Annotated in this window: 23 protein-coding genes; 3 read left to right on the top strand and 20 right to left on the bottom strand. The window is 70.4% G+C overall.

Features of this window, described 5'->3' with window-relative positions; translation table 11 throughout:
• Window positions 1-136 precede the first annotated feature (136 nt).
• Both hemL and NS3_RS29555 read right to left on the bottom strand, forming a co-directional pair.
• Window positions 137-1492 (bottom strand): glutamate-1-semialdehyde 2,1-aminomutase, encoded by a 1356-nt coding sequence (gene hemL / locus NS3_RS19450; protein ID WP_084495752.1) that lies wholly within the window; start codon window positions 1490-1492, stop codon window positions 137-139.
• 161 nt (window positions 1493-1653) lie between these two features.
• A complete protein-coding gene (locus NS3_RS29555; protein WP_169811661.1) occupies window positions 1654-1800 on the bottom strand; it encodes a hypothetical protein in 147 nt (48 codons plus the stop codon).
• On the opposite strand from NS3_RS29555, the gene NS3_RS19445 reads away from it, so the two are divergent.
• The gene (locus NS3_RS19445) at window positions 1799-2182 is read left to right on the top strand and encodes a hypothetical protein (RefSeq protein WP_067861697.1); all 384 of its coding nucleotides are present in this window, start codon (window positions 1799-1801) and stop codon (window positions 2180-2182) included. The genes NS3_RS29555 and NS3_RS19445 overlap by 2 nt on opposite strands.
• Window positions 2183-2343: 161 nt before the next feature.
• Here the strand turns inward: NS3_RS19445 and NS3_RS19440 are convergent, their stop codons facing one another.
• From NS3_RS19440 to hemB, 4 genes are all read right to left on the bottom strand, one after another.
• Window positions 2344-2601, bottom strand: a complete 258-nt coding sequence (locus NS3_RS19440) for a hypothetical protein (RefSeq protein ID WP_157101425.1) — start codon at window positions 2599-2601, stop codon at window positions 2344-2346.
• Window positions 2598-3197 (bottom strand): transport-regulating membrane protein Mce1N, encoded by a 600-nt coding sequence (gene mce1N / locus NS3_RS19435; protein ID WP_067861689.1) that lies wholly within the window; start codon window positions 3195-3197, stop codon window positions 2598-2600. The genes NS3_RS19440 and mce1N overlap by 4 nt, the downstream gene beginning before the upstream one ends.
• Window positions 3198-3496: 299 nt before the next feature.
• Window positions 3497-4084 (bottom strand): hypothetical protein, encoded by a 588-nt coding sequence (locus tag NS3_RS19430; protein ID WP_157101424.1) that lies wholly within the window; start codon window positions 4082-4084, stop codon window positions 3497-3499.
• Window positions 4081-5058, bottom strand: a complete 978-nt coding sequence (gene hemB, locus NS3_RS19425; RefSeq protein WP_067861682.1) for a porphobilinogen synthase — start codon at window positions 5056-5058, stop codon at window positions 4081-4083. The genes NS3_RS19430 and hemB overlap by 4 nt, the downstream gene beginning before the upstream one ends.
• Window positions 5059-5230: 172 nt before the next feature.
• Here hemB and NS3_RS19420 point away from each other — a divergent pair, with 172 nt between their 5' ends.
• A complete protein-coding gene (locus NS3_RS19420; RefSeq protein ID WP_067861847.1) occupies window positions 5231-5527 on the top strand; it encodes a hypothetical protein in 297 nt (98 codons plus the stop codon).
• A gap of 80 nt (window positions 5528-5607) precedes the next feature.
• Here NS3_RS19420 and NS3_RS19415 read toward each other — a convergent pair whose 3' ends face one another.
• The 5 genes from NS3_RS19415 to NS3_RS19395 all read right to left on the bottom strand — a co-directional run bounded on the left by NS3_RS19415 (window position 5608) and on the right by NS3_RS19395 (window position 11013).
• Complete coding sequence (locus NS3_RS19415; RefSeq protein WP_067861679.1) at window positions 5608-7170, bottom strand: bifunctional uroporphyrinogen-III C-methyltransferase/uroporphyrinogen-III synthase; 1563 nt, start codon at window positions 7168-7170, stop codon at window positions 5608-5610.
• Window positions 7167-8192 carry a hydroxymethylbilane synthase gene (gene hemC, locus NS3_RS19410; protein WP_067861676.1) on the bottom strand — a complete coding sequence of 342 codons (1026 nt, stop codon included), beginning with the start codon at window positions 8190-8192 and terminating at the stop codon, window positions 7167-7169. Before hemC ends, NS3_RS19415 begins: the two co-directional genes overlap by 4 nt.
• A complete protein-coding gene (locus NS3_RS19405; RefSeq protein WP_067861672.1) occupies window positions 8189-9622 on the bottom strand; it encodes a glutamyl-tRNA reductase in 1434 nt (477 codons plus the stop codon). The genes hemC and NS3_RS19405 overlap by 4 nt, the downstream gene beginning before the upstream one ends.
• Window positions 9619-10485: a redox-sensing transcriptional repressor Rex gene (locus tag NS3_RS19400; protein WP_067861844.1), complete on the bottom strand. Its 867-nt coding sequence runs from the start codon at window positions 10483-10485 to the stop codon at window positions 9619-9621. Before NS3_RS19400 ends, NS3_RS19405 begins: the two co-directional genes overlap by 4 nt.
• 243 nt (window positions 10486-10728) lie before the next feature.
• Complete coding sequence (locus NS3_RS19395) at window positions 10729-11013, bottom strand: glutaredoxin family protein (protein WP_084495751.1); 285 nt, start codon at window positions 11011-11013, stop codon at window positions 10729-10731.
• A gap of 88 nt (window positions 11014-11101) precedes the next feature.
• Between NS3_RS19395 and NS3_RS19390 the strand changes: the two genes are divergently transcribed.
• On the top strand, window positions 11102-12124 hold the full coding sequence (locus tag NS3_RS19390) for an HAD family hydrolase (protein ID WP_373865323.1): 1023 nt from the start codon (window positions 11102-11104) through the stop codon (window positions 12122-12124).
• 22 nt (window positions 12125-12146) lie between these two features.
• Here NS3_RS19390 and NS3_RS19385 read toward each other — a convergent pair whose 3' ends face one another.
• The 9 genes from NS3_RS19385 to NS3_RS19350 form a co-directional block, all read right to left on the bottom strand.
• Entirely contained in the window at window positions 12147-13172 is a 1026-nt protein-coding gene (locus NS3_RS19385) for a lysophospholipid acyltransferase family protein (protein WP_067861666.1), read from the bottom strand.
• Window positions 13169-14242 (bottom strand): NAD-dependent epimerase/dehydratase family protein, encoded by a 1074-nt coding sequence (locus tag NS3_RS19380; protein WP_067861838.1) that lies wholly within the window; start codon window positions 14240-14242, stop codon window positions 13169-13171. Before NS3_RS19380 ends, NS3_RS19385 begins: the two co-directional genes overlap by 4 nt.
• Window positions 14243-14449: 207 nt before the next feature.
• The gene (locus NS3_RS28580) at window positions 14450-14551 is read right to left on the bottom strand and encodes a 30S ribosomal protein bS22 (protein WP_003402602.1); all 102 of its coding nucleotides are present in this window, start codon (window positions 14549-14551) and stop codon (window positions 14450-14452) included.
• Window positions 14552-14731: 180 nt separating this feature from the next.
• Complete coding sequence (locus tag NS3_RS30590) at window positions 14732-15022, bottom strand: helix-turn-helix domain-containing protein (protein WP_373865322.1); 291 nt, start codon at window positions 15020-15022, stop codon at window positions 14732-14734.
• Window positions 15023-15318: 296 nt separating this feature from the next.
• A complete protein-coding gene (gene proC, locus NS3_RS19370; protein WP_067861664.1) occupies window positions 15319-16140 on the bottom strand; it encodes a pyrroline-5-carboxylate reductase in 822 nt (273 codons plus the stop codon).
• Between the two features lie 110 nt (window positions 16141-16250).
• Complete coding sequence (locus tag NS3_RS19365; RefSeq protein WP_084495749.1) at window positions 16251-17168, bottom strand: thioesterase family protein; 918 nt, start codon at window positions 17166-17168, stop codon at window positions 16251-16253.
• A 126-nt stretch (window positions 17169-17294) separates the two neighbouring features.
• Window positions 17295-18161: a sugar phosphate isomerase/epimerase family protein gene (locus tag NS3_RS19360; RefSeq protein WP_067861832.1), complete on the bottom strand. Its 867-nt coding sequence runs from the start codon at window positions 18159-18161 to the stop codon at window positions 17295-17297.
• Between the two features lie 163 nt (window positions 18162-18324).
• Window positions 18325-20223 carry an Rv0497 family membrane protein gene (locus tag NS3_RS30455; protein WP_067861661.1) on the bottom strand — a complete coding sequence of 633 codons (1899 nt, stop codon included), beginning with the start codon at window positions 20221-20223 and terminating at the stop codon, window positions 18325-18327.
• Entirely contained in the window at window positions 20224-21249 is a 1026-nt protein-coding gene (locus tag NS3_RS19350; protein ID WP_067861657.1) for a Ppx/GppA family phosphatase, read from the bottom strand. It lies immediately after the preceding gene.
• Window positions 21250-21298 lie beyond the last annotated feature (49 nt).

The following is a 21298-nucleotide window of genomic DNA, read 5'->3' as shown; positions in this document are numbered from 1 at the left end:
GGGGGTTTCGTGGTGGCGGGAGCGGCATCGGCTACCGCCGCGGCGGCGGGTGTCTCGGTGGCGGCCCGCTCGGCGGCGGGGGTGGCGGCATCGACGGGTTCGTGGCTGTCGGCGCCTGGTTTGTCGTGGTCGGAACTCACGCGCGGATTCCTTCGGGGGTGGCGGCCGCGGCCGCGCGAGCGGCGGCGGGCAGGGCGGCGGCGATACGGTCGAATGCGTTCTCGTCGAGCGCGGCGGAGACGAACCACGCCTCGAACGCGCTCGGCGGCGCGTAGACGCCACCGTCGAGCAGTGCGTGGAAGAAGGCGGGGAAACGCCAGGTCTGGCTGGCTTTGGCGGTGGCGTAGTCGGTGACCGGACGATCGGCGAAGAACACGCTCACCATATTGCCCGCGAACTGGACCTGATGCTCGACCCCTGCCGCCGTCAGCGCTTCGCCGAGCAGTCCGCCCAGACGCCGGGCATTGCTGTCCAACGCGGCGTACACCGCGTCGTCGGCCGCGCGCAGCGAGGCCAGGCCCGCGGCGACGGCGACCGGATTACCCGAGAGCGTGCCCGCCTGGTAGACCGGCCCGAGCGGGGCGAGCTGATTCATGAACTCGGCGCGTCCGCCGAACGCCGCGGCGGGCAGGCCGCCGCTCATCACCTTGCCGAAGGTGTAGAGATCGCCCGCGACGCCCTCGAGGCCGTACCAGCCCGAGCGGCTGACCCGGAAGCCCGTCATGACCTCGTCCATGATCAGCAGTGCGCCGTTGTTCGCGGTGAGCTCGCGCAGGCCCGCGTTGAAGCCGGGCAGCGGGGCGACCGCGCCCATATTGCCCGCCGCGGCCTCGGTGATCACGCAGGCGATCTCGCCGGGGTGGGCGTCGAAGGCCGCGGCGACCGCGGCCAGATCGTTGTAGGGCAGCACGATGGTGTCGGCGGCCTGCGCGCCGGTCACGCCGGGCGAGGTGGGCAGGCCGAGGGTGGCCACGCCGGAGCCGGCGTCGGCCAGCAGCGCGTCCACGTGACCGTGGTAGCAGCCGGCGAACTTGATGATCTTGGTGCGTCCGGTGCAGCCGCGCGCCAGCCGCACCGCGCTCATGGTCGCCTCGGTGCCCGAGTTCACCAGCCGCACCCGCTCGACCGGCTCGACACGCTCGACGATGTGCTCGGCCAGCTCGATCTCGCCCTCGGTCGGCGCGCCGAAGGACAGGCCGCCGGTCGCGGCCTCGCGCACCGCCTCGACCACCGCCGGGTGCGCGTGCCCGAGGATCATCGGACCCCAGGAGCAGACGAGATCCACGTAGTTGTTGCCGTCGACGTCGGTCATGGTGCAGCCGGCCGCCGAGGCGATGAAGCGCGGCGTCCCGCCGACGCCCTTGAAGGCGCGAACCGGCGAATTGACCCCACCGGGAATCACCGAGCTTGCCCTGTCGAACAGGCGGGCGGACACCACCGCCGACGCGTCACCGATCGAGGAGGCACTGGTCGCGCGCGGAGAAGAACTCACGGCCTCCAGTGTCGCAGCCCCGCCGGAGGGCATCGACGACAGGGTGTAGGACACGTGATACGCACCGCAACGACGCGCCGAAAACGGTTTCCGCGGATTACCCGCGACGGGCGCGGCCGGTGCGTAATCTCTGTGCGTCGGGCACCCAGCGTCGGGAAGGATCACATGCTCTCTGCGGTCGGTTCAGCCTCGGTCGTTTCAGCGTCGGTCGTTTCACCGTCGGTCGTTTCACCGTCGTACGGCTCGGCGTCGTCCGGCTCGGTGCCGGTCGGTTGCGCGTCGGTCCGTTCTGCGCCGATCGGATCCATGGCGATCGGTCTCGCATCGGTCGCCACCGGCGCCCTGGCCGCCCTGGCCATCTGCGCCGGGCCCGCGACCGCGGCCGAACCCGTCCTCGCCATCGATCAGGGCCGCGCGGGTGTCCACCTGAACCACGACGAGACCGTATGGCTCGCGGGCGGACCGATCCCCGCGCTGGTGACGATGGTGATCCCGCCCAGTTCCCTGGGGGCGGGCCTGCATCCGGACACCGCCCTGTGGCGCGACGGGAACGGCAACATCCGCGCGTCGCTGCGCCAGGTGATCTCCGAGAGCGCCCGGCACCCCGACGGCACCGTCTCGATCTTCCTCAACGCGCCGGGCACCCACAACGGGCGGGTGATCGACGTGTATCAGAACTGGGGCGACTGAGTCCGGGCGCGGCCGGGTCTCCGCCACCGAGCAACACCTCACCACCGGGCAACACCTCGCCACCGGGCAGCACCTCGATCCCGCCCGGACCAGGACGTCGGCCGCATCACCCTGCGGCGATCCGTGCCCTGGCCTCCTCGACGTACGGCGTGCCGATCGCCTCAGGAGCGAAGCGAACGACTCCGCAGGATCCGGTCGACAGCATCGACGAGAGCCACGCCGGCCAGCGCGACCAGCGCGGCGGCGAGAACGAGCCACGGGCCCGCATAGCGCACCGAATCATGGGCGGGGAGTTCGCCTTGCGCCGCGAACGCGGTGTCCAGCACCCCGTTGCGCCAGCTCGCCACCGCGGCCGCCACCAGCAGCACCGCCACGACGACTTCCACCGCCGCGAACCCTCGACCTCGTCGCACGGTCACCCTCCGCTCCCCTCGGCCGGGTTCGCGCCGGCGGACCCGCCGCGCGCGGCCAGCGCCTCGGTCAGCGCCGCCCGCAATCCCCGATGGTCTTTGGCCCACGCCTGCGCAAGTCCCCCTTCGCGCAGCCGGAGCCCGATGCCGGTGCGCCTGCGCGGCACGCCGCTCAGCTCGCCCAGCGCTCTCGCCGACTTCCATTCGTCGTCGGTCCAGGAGTCCGCGTCATCCCACGAAACCCCTTGCAGCGAAGCCGCGTCCAGCGGGCCCACCCCGTCTTCGGGCAGTACCTCGCGGATGGCCGACAGCGGGACGGTCTCGGCACCCTGGTGCAGCGCCGAGGGGGTGAGTCGCACGCTGACGTGCGTGCGCGCGGCCAGCACCTGCACGGACGCGAAAGCGGCGATCAGAGCGCCGCAGAAGGTCAGGGCGAACCAGTGGGGTGTCGCGCCTGCCGCCATCTCGGCCACGAGGATCAGCGCGCAGGCGATGGGGCCGTAGCTCACGGTCCACCAGCACGCTCCCGGTTCGTAGAACAGGACGGTCTCCTCAGCGGGCTCGACCCGCTCGTCGCGGACCTCGTCGGCATCCCTCTCGGTCACGCGCCGCCCCCTCGCGCTGCCGTCAGCCGGCCAATCCGGGCAGCAGCAGCAGCGCCACGGTGACCAGTCCGAACAGAACCAGCAGGCTGAGAACGATCACGTCTTTCCGAATGCCCTGCGGCTGTTGGATCACCACGCGCATCGATGCCTCCGATCTCCCGGATGTCTCCGGACACCGTCAGCGCGCAAAGCCCGATAACGTATGACCATCGACCACCGGTTCCCATGTCTCCTGTGACAACCCTCACGATACAGGTCCAGCTCAGTGCGACCAATTCGATGCGGTTGCCAACCCCGGTTCACTTGTTGGTTATGGAGAAGTACCCATTCGACTCCGGTCGGTAACTTCCGTACAGCGCGCCGCCGGCGAGCACCCCCTGCACGATGGTCACCGCACCCGCCACGAAAGCCACCGCGCCGCCGGAACCACCCAGCGTGAACAGGGCGACCAGCGCTGCGAGCACGAACCATGTGCCGCCCACCGTCAACAGCGTGCGGCTCCACACACGTCCCTTGGTGAACAGGTGCACCGCACCCGCCGCGGCGGCCGCCAGCACCAGCCCGCCCATGACGAGGAACACCACATACATCGAGACGTACAGTTGCGCGCCCGCCTCCGGCATCGGCTGCTGCGCGTCCTCGACGAGGCGGCGCTCGAACTCCGCGCGATTGCCCAGGGTGTCGATCGCACCGGCGATCACCCGCACGACACCGAGAGCGATCACGGCCCACCACAACTGGGCGGCAGTGCGCACACTCTCCGGTGCGGGCGGCGCGAGTTCGGGTTTCGCCGGAAAGGAAGTGGGCGGCGGGGGCGGCAGTGTGCCCGGCGGCGCGGATCCGTGCGGGAAACCGCTGGGCGGGGCGGAGCGGGATGGCGGCGTCACGACAACCAGTGCGCGGCCTCGGTCGCCCAGTAGGTGAGGACGATGTCGGCCCCGGCCCGCCGGATGCTGGTCAACGACTCGAGCACGGCGGCCTCACGATCGATCCAGCCGCGTTCGGCGGCCGCGGTGATCATCGAGTACTCCCCCGAGATCTGATAGGCGGCCACCGGCACCGTGGCGCGGTCGGCGACCTCGCGCAGGATGTCCAGGTAGGCCATCGCCGGTTTCACCATGACGATGTCGGCGCCCTCGGCCAGATCCAGATCGAGCTCGCGCATGGACTCGCGGCGGTTGGCCGGGTCCTGCTGGTAGCTACGGCGATCGCCTTCCAGCGAGGACGAGACGGCCTCGCGGAACGGGCCGTAGAAGGCCGAGGCGTACTTGGCGGCGTAGGCCAGGATGCCGGTGTCGGAGCGGCCCACCGCGTCGAGTCCGCGCCGGATCGCGCCGACCTGACCGTCCATCATGCCGCTGGTGCCGAGGAGATCCGCGCCTGCTTCGGCCTGCGCGATGGCCATGTCCACATAGCGGTGCAGAGTCGCGTCGTTGTCGACCTCGCAGGCAGCGTTCAGCACGCCGCAGTGCCCGTGGTCGGTGAACTCGTCGAGGCAGGTGTCGGCCATGACGACGGTGGCGTCGCCGACCTCCTCGGCCAGCGCGCGCAGCCCCCGGTTGAGGATGCCGTCGGGGTCACTGGCCTGACTGCCCGCGGCGTCCTTGTCCTCGGCCAGCGGGACGCCGAAAAGCATCAGCCCGCCGACGCCCGCGGCGACCGCCTCGACGGCGGCCTTGCGCAGCGAATCCATCGAATGTTGTTGCACGCCCGGCATGGAGCCGATCTCGCGCGGTTCGTCGAGTCCGTCGGCCACGAACATCGGCAACACCAATTGCCGTGGCTCCAGGGTGGTCTCGGCCACGAGACGACGCAGCGCGGGGGTGCGGCGCAACCGTCGGGGGCGGTCCGTTCCGGTCATGGATCGCACGATACGCCTGCGCTGCGGGCCCGGTTCGAGCGGCCGTTTCCGCTCCACTCACCGAGGAGCGAAATCCCTTGTGGCCAGCCGATTTCTGTCGGTGCCCACGGGTACAATCGAAGATGTGTTCGAGGGAATCCGCCGGGTTCCCGATCGTGAGGGGAGGATGCAGGTGCCCACCACCGCAACCGCCGGAGCCGGCAGGCAGACACAGTCCCGGGCCATCACGCCGTACCGGCCGCTGGAGAAGCAACCGCTGCCCGCCGGACGGCCGCGTTCCTGGTACATCACCCACAACCGCAGGCTCAAGGCCATGCGCCTGTCCATCGCCCTGCTCGACTCGGGCGTCCACTACCCCGCCCAGGCCAGCAACGAGAAGATCCGGCGCACCGCCGAATCCGTGGGCATCCGCCCGCCGTCGGATCGGACCTGCCGTCTGGTGCGCACGCTGCTGCGCTACAGCCGCTGAGTCCACCGCCGCCGAAAACCGGATGGGGCGGGCGATCACTCGCCCGCCCCATCCGACGGCCTGTCGGCTCTGCCTGCGACCTATCGGCTGCGGCGGCTCTTCTTGCGCGGCGGGGGCAGCAAACCCTCGGCGCGCAGGCGGGCGGCGTGCTCGGCGAGCGCCTCCACCAGCGGACCGACCTGGGCGACCTCGGGCTGCACGTCCACGCGCAGGCCGAACTCGACAGCGGTCTCGGCGGTCTTCGGGCCGATGCAGGCGACGATGGTGCGGGCGTGCGGCTTGCCCGCGATGCCGACCAGATTGCGCACCGTGGAGGACGAGGTGAACAGGACCGCGTCGAAACCGCCGGTCTTGATCATCTCGCGGGTCTCCGCGGGCGGCGGGGAGGCGCGCACCGTGCGGTAGGCGGTCACGTCGTCGATCTCCCAGCCGCGGTCGCGCAGACCTTCGGCCAGGGTCTCGGTGGCGATGTCGGCACGCGGCAGCAGCACCCGGTTCACCGGATCGAACACGTCGTCGTAGGGCGGGAAGTCCGCCAGCAAACCCTCGGAGGACTGTTCGCCCGAGGGCACCAGCTCCGGGTTGATGCCGAAGGAGCGCACCTTCTCGGCGGTGGCCTCGCCCACGCAGGCGATCTTCACGCCGGAGAACGCGCGGGCGTCCAGACCGAATTCGGCGAACTTCTCCCACACCGCGCGCACCGCGTTGGTGGAGGTGAAGACCACCCACTGGTATCGGCCGTCGACCAGGCCCTTGACCGCCCGCTCCATCTGCGCGGGGCTGCGCGGCGGCTCGACGGCGATGGTCGGCACCTCCATCGGGATGGCGCCGTGGGTCACCAGCCGCTCGCTCATCTCGGCGGCCTGGTCCTTGGTGCGCGGCACCAGCACGGTCCAGCCGTAGAGCGCGCGCGATTCCCACCACGACATCTTCGAGCGGCTGGAGACCGCCTTGCCGATGGTCACCACCAGCGGGCCGACCAACTCCGAGGCCGCGCTGTTGAGCGTGGCCAGGGTCGCCTCGATGGTGCGCTGCTGACGGGTGGTGCCGCGCACGGTCACCGCGACCGGGGTCTGCGAGGCCATGCCGTGCTCCACCAGCGCGCTCGCCGTCTCGGCCAGGTGACCGGAGGTGGCGTGCAGCACCAGCGGGCCGGGCGCGGCGGCCAGCGCCGCCCAGTCGACCTCACCGCGCACGTCGGCCTCGGTGTGGCCGGAGCCGAGCGCGATGCCCGCGTAGCTGGGCACTGCCGAGCCGTTGGGCAGGCCGGGCAGCACCTCGAAGACCATGTGCGAACGAGTCACCGTGGTGACCTCGGTGATCACCGAATCGGTGGTCAGCGGGTCACCGGCGACGACGCGCACCACATCGTGACCGTTACGGGCCTCGGCGATGAGGGTCTTGGCGACCTCGGCGGGCTCGCCGAGGGCCGGACGAACGTCCACCGGGCGGGTGCCGTCCGCGTTCTCCTCGACCTGGACGCCGATCAGCGCGAGCACGCCCTTGTCCACATCGGGATCGGTGAAGGCCAGCGTCGCCCTGCCGAGCACCTCGCGCGCACGCACGGTGAGCAGCGCCGGGTCGCCGGGTCCCGACCCGACGAACAGGATCCGACCGGGGTGCTTCTTGGTGGCTCGGCTCATTGAGGGTTCTCCATCGGACTGGGATTGCTGAAGTCTGTGTCTGGCGGGCTCGCGTCGGCGAGCAGGTCGCGCGCGCCGAGTTCCAGCAGTTCGCGGGCCAGCGCGCGGCCGAGTTCGGCCGCCCGAGTCGGGTCGCCGACCACCGAGGCGCGCAGCACCTCCGAGCCGTCGATCGCCGCGGCGCATCCGCGCAGCGACAGCTCCTCGACGATCCTGCCGTCGTCGTCGAGCGATTCGACGACCTCGGCCAGCGCCCCTACCGGCGCGGTGCATCCGGCTTCCAGTTCGGCCAGCAGCGCGCGTTCGGCCGCCACCGCGGCTCTGGTCGCCGCGTCGTCGAGCCCGGCCAGCGCCTCGGCGAGCGCGGTGTCCTCGCTACGACACTCGACCGCCAGCGCCCCTTGCGCTGGGGCCGGAAGCATCTGCACGGGTTCGAGCGCCTCGGTCACCACCTCGGTGCGACCGATGCGCGCCAGGCCGGCGCGGGCGATCACCACGGCGTCGAGCTCGCCGGAGCTCACCATGCCCAGCCGTCTCTCGACGTTGCCGCGCAGGGGCACGACCTCCAGACCGAGCCCGAGCGCGCGCAACTGTGCCATACGCCGCGGGGCGGAGGTGCCCACCGTGGAACCGGCGGGTAGCTCGCCCAGGACCAGACCGTCACGCGCTACCAGGGCGTCGCGCGGGTCCTCTCTCGGCGGGATCGCGGCGATGACGAATCGCGGATCGGGCGCGGTCGGCAGATCCTTGTAGGAGTGCACCGCCACGTCGATGGAGCCGGCCAGGAGCTCGTCGCGCAGCGCCGAGGTGAACACCCCGACGCCGATCTTCGCCACCGGATCGGAGGACATGTCGCCGGGCGTCTTGACCACCACCAGTTCGGCCGGGTGACCCGCGGCGACCAGGGCGTCACGCACGGTGCCCGCCTGGGTCATCGCGAGCAGACTGCCGCGGGTGCCGATGCGTAGCGGGGCACCCGTCCCCACCGCGGTCACATTGCCCTCTTCCTGCGCGACGGTCATGCCGGGGTTTCCTCCTCACCGAGGTACTGCTCGAGGCCCAGGGTGTGCCCGGGCGTGAAGTCGTCGGCCAAGCCGGCGCTGCCGTCGTTGCCGATCGTGCTGATCTCCATCGGCGCGGCCACCGCCTGCGCCGCGCCCGGCTTGAGCTCGAAGAGCTCGCGCAGCGCCTCGGCGTAGCTGTCGCCCCCCGGCGTGGACGCCAGTTGCTTGACCCGCACCGTCGGCGCGTGCAGCAGCTTGTCCACCACCCTGCGCACCGTGCGCGCGACCTCGTCGCGTTCCGGTTCGGCCAGGGCGGGCAGTCGCGAATCCAGGCGGAGCAGTTCGGCCTCGACCACCTCGGCGGCGCGCTGACGCAGCGCCGCGACAGTGGGAGTGACCTCGGCCATCCGCTGTCCGGCCAGGTACTTGGCCAGTTCCTCGGCGACGATCGAGCGCGCGGCGGCGGTGTCGTCGGCCGCGGCGCCCGCGGCCGGATCGCGTTGCAGCGACTCGATGTCGATGACGGCGACGCCGGGCAGTCCGGCCACGGCCGGTTCCACATCGCGCGGCAGACCGAGATCGCAGAACACCAGCGGACGTTCGCCGACCGGGAACTCGGCGCGATCGCGATCGGCGAGCGCGCGATGGGTGTCGGCCAGCGTCACCACCGCGCCGACCGCGCCGGTACAGGAGAGCACCACGTCGGCGCCGGACATCGCCTCGGGCAGCCGGGACAGTTCCAGCGCGGCGGCCTCCACCCCGTGCGAGGCGGCGGTCTCGGCCAGTCTGCGAGCCCGCTCGATGGTGCGGTTGACCACGATGATGCGGCCGATGCCGCCGCGGGCCAGGTGCGCGACCGACAGTCCGCCCATCGCGCCCGCGCCGACCACCACGGCGGTCTTGCCCGCCAGGTCACCGAGCACCTGCTTGGAGCGGTCCAGCGCCACCGAGACCACCGACGCGCCCGCGCGGTCGATGCCGGTCTCGGCGTGCACGCGCTTACCGACCCGCAGCGAGTGCTGGGCCAGTTCGTGCAGGGTGCGCCCGACGGCCTGCCGGTCGTCGGCGGTGGCGTAGGCGCCGCGAATCTGGCTGAGCACCTGCTGTTCGCCGATCACCATCGAGTCCAGGCCGCTGGCCACCGCGAACAGGTGCTCGGCGGCGGCCTCGCTGTAGCGGACGTAGGCGTGCCTGGTCAGCTCCGCCATCGGCAGACCGGAATGCTCGGCGAGCAGTTCGCCGACCTCGGCCAAGCCGCCGTGGAAGGCGTCGACTACCGCGTACACCTCGACGCGATTGCAGGTCGAGACGATCATGGCTTCGGAGATGTGGCTGGAGGCCAGCATGGTGTCGATCAGCTTGGGCCGGTCGGCGTCGGTGATCGCCACCTTCTCGAGTACCGATACGGGCGCGCTGCGATGCGAGACCCCGACGAGAAGAACGCTCATGGTGTGACCACCGATCCCTTGCTGGTTGGCTCCATTGCCTGATGCGAGGTTGCTCGAGGGCCCGCCGAGCGCGTGATGGCGGCGGGAACGGTCGCCGCGCGAGCGGCGGAGGCGGGGCTGCGCGCGGCCCGGCCGGAGGCGGCCGCGGCTTCGGGCAGTACAGCGAGCGCATCGTTGTCGTTCTCGGCGTTGCGTGCCCGCTCGAACGACAGCAACTGCATCTCGACGGCCAGATCCACCCGGCGCACCTCGACGGAGGCGGGGGCCTGCAGGCCGAGCGCGGCGAAGCTCAGGATCGACTGCAACCCGGCGGCGACCAGCTGGTCGCAGGCCTGCTGGGCTGCGTCTTCGGGGACCGCGAGCACCGCGATGGTCGGGCGCAGTTCGGCGACCGCCTCGGCCAGATCCGCCACGTCGCGGACCTCGAGTCCGGCCACCGGCAGGCCGATCATCTCGGGATCGTTGTCGAAGATGCCGACGACGGTGAATCCGCGCCTGCGGAAGCCGCCGTAGCCGACCAGGGCGCGGCCGAGATTGCCCGCACCGACCAGCACCACGCGATGTCCTTCGGACAGACCGAGCACGTCCTCGATCCTGGCCCGCAGCTTCGCCACGTCATAGCCGACACCCCGAACACCGTTGGGGCCGAGGAACGACAGATCCTTGCGCAGCTTGGCCGAATTGACACCCGCCGCGACAGCCAGTTCCTCACTCGATACGATGGGCACACCATCGTCGGCGAGCATCGCCAGCACCCGCAGATACGCGGCCAGCCGGGCGACGGTCGCCTGTGGAATGTCCTTCTGCACGGCGCGCAGAGTTTCGCCGGAGACGCCACCAGGCGTCTCGTGCTGCTCTGTCACGTCGTCGGCTCCTGCCTGCCGAACCTGCGCACAGGCCCGGTTCGTCATTCGACCTCCGGTCCGGGCGAACGCCGGTACCCTGGTCGATTTCTGTCGGATTTCGCGGCGGCTCCGCAGCCTCGGCATGCGGGTCGCGTGCCACCACCGTAACCGCTTGTGAAGCCATGCACAAAGTCGGTGAAATTGGCCTCATTTTCCGGCGCGACCAGCACGGCGGCGAAATCGGACTACGATCGTGGCTCCTCAGCGGCCCAGATCGGCGCGCAGGCGCGGCTCGTCGACATCGAAATAACTGTGCTCACGCCCGTCGAGCAGCACGACCGGCAGCCGGTCACCGTACTCGGCGCGCAGTTCGGGGTCGGTCGCGGCGACTTCGTCGACGTCCACGGTCGACGGTTCGATATCGAAATCTGCGCAGATCTCACGCAGTTGCGCAAGTGCGGTGACACACATATGACAGCCGGCCCGAGTCAGCAATGTCACAGTGTGAGCCGAACTCGTTCCGTCGCGTTGCGCGCCGTTTTCCATGGAATCTGTCATGGCGGCTATTAAATCGTGGGCGGCGAGTGTTCGACACTAGTGTGGACAGGGTTCGCGCGAACGGGCGGAGGTTGTGGTGCCGGAACGATCGAAGGTGGGCAGGACGGGTTTCGTCGCGGGCCGGTTCGGCGAGCTGCCGGTGCGGTGGAGTCTGGGCCCGCTCGGTCAGAACCTGCAGGAGCAGCTCGCGCGCATCTCGCGCAGCCCGTTCGGGCCGAGCGAAGAGGAGCTGCGGGCCAATGTCGCCGGCGAGGCCAGTGCGGACGCGGCGCTGTCGCTGCACGAATCCGAGCTCGCCGAGAGCGGCCACCGTCCCGAGGTGCCGCGCGATCTGACCGCCGCGGCGTTCTTCGACGTGGACAACACGATGGTGCAGGGCGCTTCGATCGTGCATTTCGCCCGGGGCCTGGCCGCGCGCAAGTACTTCAAGACCTCCGACCTGGTCGGTGTCGCCTGGAAGCAGGTGAAGTTCCGGGTCACCGGCAAGGAGAACAGCACCGACATGGCCTCGGGCAAGGAGAAGGCCCTGGCGTTCATCGCCGGTCGCTCCACCGCCGAACTGGCCGCCCTCGGCGAGGAGATCTACGACGAGATCATCGCCGACAAGATCTGGCCCGGCACCAGGGCGTTGGCACAGATGCATCTCGACGCCGGTCAGCAGGTCTGGCTGGTGACCGCGACGCCGGTGGAGCTGGCGCAGGTGATCGCCAAGCGCCTCGGCCTGACCGGCGCGCTGGGCACGGTCGCCGAGAGCGTGGACGGCACATTCACCGGACGCCTGGTCGGCGACATCCTGCACGGGCTGGGCAAGGCGCACGCGGTGCGCGCGCTGGCGATCCGGGAGGGGCTGAACCTCAAGCGCTGCGCGGCCTATTCCGACAGCCACAACGACGTGCCGATGCTCTCGCTGGTCGGCACCGCGGTCGCCATCAATCCCGATGCCGACCTGCGCGAGGTCGCCAAGAACCGGGGCTGGGAGATCCGCGATTTCCGGACCGGGCGCAAGGCCGCCAAGATCGGCGTGCCCACCGCGCTGGCACTCGGCGTCGCCGGTGGCGCGGTGGCGGCGGCGATCACCCGCCGCCGCGAGCACGTGTGACGGGACGGCCCGTGGCCGACCGCTAACCCGTGAACGGGTTGCGCCGCTTGGTCAGCAGCTTGTAGATGGTGTGCTGGATGGTCTCGCGGACCTGGTCGGTGACCTCGAACATGGTCATCGGGTCCTCGGCATCGGAGGGGTCGTAGCCGGTGGTCGGGATCGGCTCGCCGAACTCGATGTACCACTTCGACGGCAGCGGGACCACGCCCAGCGGACCGAGCAGCGGGAAGGTCGGGGTCACCGGGAAGTACGGCAGGCCGAGCAGGCGCGCCAGCGGCTTGAGATCGGCCAGCTTCGGATAGATCTCCTCCGAGCCCACGATCGAACACGGGATGATCGGCACGCCGGTGCGCACCGCGGCCGCCACGAAACCGCCGCGGCCGAACCGCTGCAGCTTGTACCTGTCGGCGTAGCCCTTGCCCACGCCCTTGAAGCCCTCGGGGAACACTCCGGTGAGCTCACCGGAGCGCAGCAGCCGTTCGGCGTCCTCCCGGCAGGCCAGCGTGTGGCCCGCCTTGCGCGCCAGCATGCCGAGCACCGGTGTCTCGAAGACCAGATCGGCGGCGAGCAGTCGCAGGGCCCGCTGGGCCGGATGATTGTCGTGCACCGCCAGCTGCAGCATCAGCCCGTCCACCGGAATGGTGCCCGCGTGGTTGGCGACGATGAGCGCGCCGCCGGTCGTGGGGATATTGCCGATGCCTTCGACCTGCACCCGGAACCAGTGATCCGACAACGGGCGCAGGGTGGGCAGGATGACGTTCTCGAGCAGATCGGCGTCGAAACCGAATTCGTCGACCTGATAATCCCCCGCCACCCGGCGCCGGGCGAATTCGGCGGCGCCGCTGATCCGCTTGGTCAGCCCGTCGCGAATCAGCTCGCTCAGTGATTGCGGCTGCGGAGGCTCGGCGGCGGTCAGCCGGTCGGTCAGCGAAGTCACCCCGCCGGAGACGGTCCCGGCCGGCAGTTCCGGCCAGCGACGGGTGGGCGGACGCGACTTGGCCTCCATGGTCGCTTCACGCAGGTGGATGATCTTCGCGACGTCGTTCATGTATGTGCTCCCGTACCGGCCCCGACGAGGCCGAGCAGTCTCTTTTCTGCGGCATCGATCCACCGGGAATCGATGACGGGTCGCAACGCTGCGCCCCCTATGAAGTCGTCGAACGCCTGAACCGTCGTCCACCGCGGCTCGAACCGAAGCTCGGCGCGCATGCGGGTCGTGTCCAGACCACATCCGAAATGGAAATAGTCGAGTTGCTCGGCGCTGAAGTCACGCATCACGTTCTCCATCAGCGCCCGTCCCGCGGTACGGAACAGTGCGAACGGCAACGGCAGTTCCAGCCTACCGGCCCGCCGAACCGCCTGGGACAGAGTCAGCGCGCCGTCACCCGCCACATTGAAGGTGCCGCTGCGCGCGGTGCGCGCCGCGTGCGCCAAGGCCGCGACCGCGTCCTGCTCGTGCAGCAACTGTATGCGCGCGTCACGCCCGAACACCGTGGGCGTGAGCGGCCAGCGCAGGTATTGCACACCCCGGCGAGCCAATCGCGGCCCGACGGTGGGGGCCAGCCGCAGGATCGCGGTGGCGATATCCGGACGGCGGCGCGCCATACTCCGGACGAAACCTTCGATTTCGATGCAATCGCGGGCGAACCAACCGCTCGGTGGCTTTCGCGCGCTCATTTCCTCGGTGAATTTCGCCGGGTCCTTGGGACTGCAGCCGTACACCGCCGAACTCGAGCGGACGACCACCCGGCGAATGGACGGAGTTTTCTGACACACCGCGAACAACTGCATCGCGCCGAGAACGTTCAGATCTTTCATCACCGCGCGACCACCCGGCGACGGCGGACGGGACAGCACCGCGGTATGCACCACAGTGTCCACCTCGTTTCCTCCGATCACCTTGCGGATCAGTGGATTGCGGATATCGGCGCGCACGAATTCCGCGTGCCCCATTCGGCGCTGGAACTCCCGGCTCGGCGTCACGGTGTCCACCGCGATGATACGTTCGATCGCCGGGTCCTGGGCGAGTTCGGCCACGACATTGCCGCCGAAGAATCGGCCGGCGCCGGTGACCAGCACCACCTTGGGAGTGTGCCCTTCTCTCACGTCAGAACCCATCGCGCCGAATCCCACCTGCCAGGCCCCCGTACCGGTATTCGAGTCAAGCGTAGCGGCGCTACACCACCGCTGCCGAGAGTATTAACCAGGTCCTAACAATGACTTCAGTCACCAGAAACACCGTCCGGTTTCAAACCGAATTATTTCAAAAAGCGAGGCCCGCCACCGAGAAGGTGACGGGCCTCGCCTCGAGCTGATCGCGCAGGCTCACTTGCCGAGTTTGCGCCGCTGAACACGCGTGCGGCGAAGCAGCTTGCGGTGCTTCTTCTTCGACATGCGCTTGCGGCGCTTCTTGATCACAGAACCCATAGGGTGTCCTCGCGTTCTCTCTACTCGGCGCGCACGCCGTGGCGTACGCCTAGCTTGTTTCGGCGTCCGGGCCGCCGGCGGCCACCGGACACCACGAACTGGCGCCGCAGGCAGGCGGACACGAACCGAGGATTCATCCTACCGGTCGCCCGGCTCGCGCCCGACCGGGGGGATGGTCGATCAACCGGCGTCGAAGTAGGACGTCTCCAAGTAGTCGTGGACGGCTTTGGCATGGACGCGGAAGGACCGGCCGACCCGCACCGCGGGCAACTCGCCCGAATGCACCAATCGGTAGACCGTCATCTTCGAGACCCGCATCAGATTCGCCACCTCGGCGACGGTGAGGAATTGCGTTCCACCGCCGAGTACGGACTGCCCCGGCGCGCCGGGACCGCTCTGTGCACGGGAACCACCACGACCGCCGGTCGAGCCCGGCGTTCCAGGTGACGATCCCGAACTGTTTCCAGACATCTTGTCAGACATCATTGCACCATCGACCTCCGGCACGTCCGCGCCGCCGGCTTCCCCACCGGCGGAACAGACACGCACGTGCTCCTTGAAGCTTAGCGGGACCAGTGGGATTACTGCGACGGGTGTGAGAAATACGCCCTTTACGCCGGATTCATGACTACGACGTTACGACGAAGCCACGACGCCACCGCTACAACGCAACCGTCACCTCGCCACCGTCACATCGACCGCCGCCGTCACAACGAATGCCATCGCGACAATCCCGCGACGGCGACCCTGCCACGGCGACCTGATCTCTACTCCGACGAGGCGCCCTGTTCGACCGAACGTTGTTTGGCCGCGTGCAACGCCTCCAGGAATGCCGAGCGTACTCCCGCTCGCTCGAGTTCGCGAAGGGCGGCGGCAGTGGTCCCGGCGGGCGAGGTGACCGCGGCGCGCAGGTCCACCGCGCTCTGCTCGGCCTCGTCGAGCAGCGCGGCCGAGCCGACCATCGTCTGCACGACCAGCTGGGTGGCGACCTCACGGGTGAGCCCGAGCCCGACGGCGGCGTCCACCATCGCCTCCACGACCAGGAAGAAATAGGCCGGACCCGACCCGGACACCGCGGTCACCGCGTCCATCTGGGTTTCGGGCACGGTGACCACCTTGCCCACACTGGAGAGCACATCGGCGACCAGCTCGAGTTGCTCGGGCTTGGCGTAGCGGCCGGGCGCGAGCACGCTCATCCCCTGCCCGACCAGCATCGGGGTGTTCGCCATGACCCGCACGACGGGGAAGCCCGCGGGCATCTTGGCCTCCAGGCGCGCGGTCGGCACGCCCGCGGCCAGCGACACCAGCACCTGATCGCGACCGCCCACGTTCAGCTCGGCCTTGCCGAGGGCAACGAGCACGCCGTCCACATCCCCCGGCTTGACCGCGACCACCAGCAGATCGGCCCCGACGGCCCCGTCGGCGATCTCGCCGGTCACCCGCACCCCGAACCGGCCTGCGATCAGCTCGGCCCGGTCGGCATGGGTCTCGACGACCACCAGATCCTTGCCCAACCGGCCGGATTCGAGCAGTCCGGCGATCAACGCCTCCCCGATCCGGCCACCACCGATCACCGCAATTCTCGTCATGGCTGTCAAGGCTAGCCGCGGCGGGGAACGCCGGTCGCGGCGAGTCAGCCGCGACAGCAGAGCGAGTCAGCCGCGACAGCGGAGCGAGTCAGCCGCGACGGCAGAGCGAGTCAGCGCTGCGGCAGCAGGGCGAGTTGCCTGCTCTGGGCGACCACCGCACCGGTGCTGTCGAGCACGAGCTGATCGCAGTCGAACATCCGCCCGCCCACTTCGTGCGTGGTGGCGATGACGCGCAACCAGCCCGGGGCGGGCCTGCGGCGCAGGTAGGTCGTCATCTGCACGGTCGGCGCCCAGCCGAAACGGCCGAGGTTCATCGGCACCGGCGGGCTGATGTCGGCGGTCATCATGGCGAAGTACGCCGCGACCTCGGGGTCGCGCTGATCGCCGTCGAACGGGCGGATCCACAGCCGCAGCCGGGGCAGGCCCTGCTCGCCGTCGAGGAACGGCGCCCATCCCCGGTCCATCGCGAGGTCGGCGCCCACGGAGACGTTGACGATCTTGCCCATCGGGGTGTCGGCGTAGCCGACCGCGTCCGGGGACGGCTCGGCGGGCATGTCGTCGTGATCGTGGGCGAAGATCGGCTCGGCGTCGTCGAGGTGCCCGAAGGTGAACGCACTGCGCACCCGGGGCTTGCCGTCTTGGATGAGGGTCACGTCGACCAGGCAGATCTGGCGGCCCACCTTGCGGGTGCGTACCTCGTAGTCCACTTCGCCCGGTTCGGGAGCGCCGAGGAAGTCCGAGCTCGCGGCGATCGGGGCCATGTCCGCCCGCTCGGGTTCGCTCGCGCGCAGCCATGCGGTCGCCGCGGCGGCGCTGCCCGCGACCATGGTGCCGCCGTGCACCTTGGGGCCGACGGTCCAGGTATCGGCGATGACACCGCGATAGCGGGCCGTGTCGTCGCCGGCAGCCGACCCGAGGGCACCGTCGTCGATCCGCCGCACCGCGCAGACTTCGCCGAACGGCGCATCGAGCGCGGCCTGTCGTCCGGCGCCAGCGGTCGCCGCGCTTTCGGACACGTCCGTGGTCATGAGCACTCCTTCGTCCACTCCCGGCGGTCCGGCCCCGGGATCGCAGGGGGTTCGTACAGCGTACAAGGACGCTAGCGGACCGAGATACGAGACATCGCGTCGGGGGTGTCCGAAATAGCCGGTCGGTCAGGTGGATCCGGCACGGGCCGAGGACGGGCTCGGCGCGGGCAACCGGTTGAGGTGCTCGCGAGCGAAGGCGAGCGTGCGGCCCAGCATGGCCGCGCGAGCGGAGGCCCCGCGCGCGTTCTGGGTGTTGATCTCGGCGACCGCGTGCCCGGAGAAACCCGCCGCCACCAGCTGCGCGCACACCTGCGTGCACGGCTGGGAGCCCTCACCGGGGACCAGGTGCTCATCGTGGGCGGCGCCCCGGCCGTCGGCCAGGTGCAGGTGCGCCAGGTTCGGGCCCATCCGCGCGGCCAGCGCCAGCGCGTCGGCGCCCGCGGTGGCGGTGTGCGACAGATCCAGCGTGTAGTGCTCGAAACCGGTGTCGGTGGGGTCGTAGGAGGGACTGAACGCGGTCAGCCCCCAGCCGGGTCCGCCCCGGCGGGCCAGCCGCTGGGCGGCCTTCTCCCCGCGACCGAACAGCGTGTCGGCACGCATCGGGAACATGTTCTCCACCGCCACGACCACCTCGCTCGCCTCCTCGAGCGCGGCCACCTGCTCGGCGAACCCCTCGGCATAGCGGCGCTGCCAGCGGAACGGCGGATGCACCACGACGGTATCGGCGCCGAGCGCCTCCGCGGTGTGCACGCTGCGCTCCAGCTTGGCGACCGGGTCCGCGCCCCACACTCGCTGCGAGATCAGCAGGCACGGCGCGTGCACCGCCAGCACCGGCACGCCGTAGCGGCGTGCGTAGCTCCGCACGGTCGTGACGGACTGGCTGGCCGTCTCGGCCCACACCATCAGCTCGACGCCGTCGTAGCCCAGCTCGGCGGCGTAGCGGAACGCCGCCTCGGTGTTCTCCGGGTAGACCGAGGCGGTGGACAGGCCCACCCGGATCGCGCGGCGCGCGGGCAGATTCGCGCTTGCCGCCGGTGCGCTGGTGAGCGGTGCGGCGGTCCCGGGGTCGCCCTGCCCCGCCTGGTCGGTGTGCCCCACGTGCCCCACAACCACCGCTCTCCCGAATCGGTTCCGAATGGATCGGTTCGTGTCGAATTCAGTTCGTACTGAGCAGGAATGCCAACGGCCCGAGCGTCACGAAGATGCCGACCACGACCGCGATGACGGTGCTCAGGATGTCGTCGGTGTGGCGCAGGATGCGCACCAGCGCCACCAGGCCGAGGATGACGATCATGGCCAAGGTCAGCGCGACCCAGGGCAGCATCTCCCACATCCGCTCGAATCCCTTGAACATCAGCATGCCCGCGATCGCCGCACCCGTGCTCTGCGCGCCGAGGATCATCCACTGCCTGCGATTGGCTTCGGCCTCGGGATCGCGTTGCGCAGCGGCTGGTTCGCCGCGCCGCTTGCCCTTCGGGTTCTCGCCGCCCGCCCGCTTGGCGCCGACCAGGGCGGCGGCCCCGCTCAGCCCTTTGACGCCGGTGAGCCGGGCGGGCTTGACCGACTTGACCCGCGAGGCCAGGCCCGAGATCGACCGCTTGCCCTTCGCGGGCGGCTCGTCGTCGTAGTCGATCGGCTCGAGGTCCTCGCCGGTGTAGTCCTCGTCGTAGCCGTACGGGCCGGGACGATGCTCGCCGGTGTCGAAGAATTCCCCGTCGTCGAACTCGCGGTCGTAGTCCTCGTCGAAGGAGTTCTGCTCGAAGTCCTCGCCGGGGTAGTCCTCGTCGGGGTAGTCCTCACCGAAGGAGCCCTGCTCGAAGTCCTCGCCGGGGTAGTCGTCGCGTCCGCGCCGGTCCTTCTCGAACGAGGGCGGACCGCCGAATCCGGGGGGCGGAGGGCCGAACGCGGGTGCCGATCGCCGCTGCTCGCGGCCGGCCCGGCGGGCCGCGTCGGCCCGCTCGGCGCCGTCGCGCAGCAGGTCGCCCGCGACGGTCTGACCGGAGAGCAGTTGCTGGTCCTGGCTGGCCAGACTCCACGCCTGGGTGGGGATGGCGCCGGATTCCGGCGCCGGAGCCCCGTGCGGCACAGGCGATCCGGGAGGTCCGGCGGGCGCGGGTGGTCCGGGCGGGGCGGCCGAATTACGCCTGCGGGCCGACCAGGCGGGCAGGCCGCCGCGCCCCCGCGCGGGGGGCTCGGGTGCCCGCGCATCCGGACCGGGGCGCGGCGGCATCGGCGACAGCGGCCGCGGCGCGGGGCCGAAGTCCGGCGGTGGCGGCGCCCAGCCGGTGGCGGGCGGGCTCGGCTCGTCGGCGGGAGCGATGGGGGCGGGATAGATCTCGGTGACCTCGGCGGCGCGCCGGCGATCGGCACGGCTGAGGCGGCCGCTGTCGGGACCGGGACGGTCGGCGCTCTGCGTCGGACCGGCCTGGGGCGGGGGCGCGAGCGGGACCGGGGCGGGGGCCGCGGGCGGGGCAGGCGGCTCGAAAGCCCGTGGCGCAGGCAGCGGCTGGGAGTTCGCGGGCTCGAAGCTCGGTGGAGCCGGGGGCTCGAAGCTCGGTGGAGCCGGCGGCTCGAAGCTCGGCGGAGCCGGGGGCTCGAAGGCTTGCGGCGGGGCCGCGAAGGAGGCCGGGCCGACCCCGGCGGTCGGGCGCCCGACGATGACCGTGGCGTTGTCGTCGGGGTCGAGCTTGCGCCTACGTCCGCTGCGGCCGGTGGACGGCGCGGGGGCGGCAGCCGGGTCGTCGTCCGATCCGGGGACGCCGTGCCTGGCGGCGGGAGCCGGGGGCGCGGAGGTGGCCGGGGCCAGCGGGTCGTAGCGGGTGATCGGACCCGACATCGGCGAATCGCCGGGCGATTCGGCCGGTTCGTGGGCCGCCTCCGCGTCGGGGGCCGAGTGCGCACCGCCGTCGCGGATCACCGGTAGGTCGCCGGTCAGTTCGGCCACCGAGATACCGCGACCACCGCGCCTTCGCCTGCCGCCGCCGGAGGACGACCCCTGCTGGCCGTTGCGCGCCAGCAGTTCGGCCACCGACAACTGCTTGGAATCCTCGCTCATTTACGACACCGTTTCGATCGGACCCGATTTCGCGCCGTCACCCTCGGACAGTGGCACCGTGTTGATCATCGCGCCGGGCACCGCGACCACCGGGCCACCGTTGGTATCGGTATCCAGTTTGCGCAGGATCAGCCCTTCGCGCATCGCCCAGGGACAGATTTCGATGCTGTCCAGCGACAACGCCCGCATACTCGCCTCCGCGACCAGCGCCCCAGCTACCAACTGTTGCGACCGATCCGCACTCACGCCTTCCAATTCCGCCCGGTCCGACGCCGTCATCCGGGAGATGAACGCGATCAACTGACGCAGGCCTGAACTGGTCAGTGTACGTCGCACCCTGGGTCCCGCGCCCGATGGAGCCGCGCCGGTCAGCCTGGCCAGCGATCGGAAGGTTTTCGAGGTGCCCACGGCCAGGTCGGGCAGGCCCGCGCCCATCACCTGTTTGCTCGGCACGACCAGTTCGGCGTCGAGCCAGTCGCGCAGGACCGCGATCCGGCGCTTGCCCGGCGGGTCCTCGCGCAGCCACTGCCTGGTCAGCCTGCCCGCGCCGAGTTGCAGCGACAGCGCCACATCGGGGTCCTCGTCGCCGCCGGAGGTCAGTTCCAGCGAGCCGCCGCCGATATCGATGTTGAGAATGCGGCCGGCGCTCCAGCCGTACCAGCGCCGCACGGCGAGGAAGGTCAGCCGCGCCTCGTCCTCACCGCTGAGGATCTGCAATCGCACCCCGGTCTCGGTGCGTACCCGCTCGAGCACTTCCTCGGAGTTGGTCGCGTCGCGCAGCGCGGAGGTCGCGAACGGCATGAGTTCTTCGCATTGCGAGGTCTCGGCGATGCTGGCGAATTCGTCCACCGTCGAGATCAGCCGCTGGGCGCCGGCTTCGGTCAGGCAACCGTCGTCGTCCATGTTCTCCGACAGCCGCAAAGTGGCTTTAGTCGAACTCATCGGCATGGGGTGGCCACCGCGATGCGCGTCCACGACGAGCAGGTGGACGGTATTGCTTCCGACGTCGAGTACCCCAAGGCGCACACGAATACGTTACTGGGTCGACCAGCGGTTACGTGCGGGCGAGGGGAAC

The sequence above is a fragment of the Nocardia shimofusensis NBRC 100134 genome (assembly GCF_001613125.1).
GTDB lineage: Bacteria > Actinomycetota > Actinomycetes > Mycobacteriales > Mycobacteriaceae > Nocardia > Nocardia shimofusensis.
This window is presented reverse-complemented; position numbering and strand designations above follow the sequence as displayed.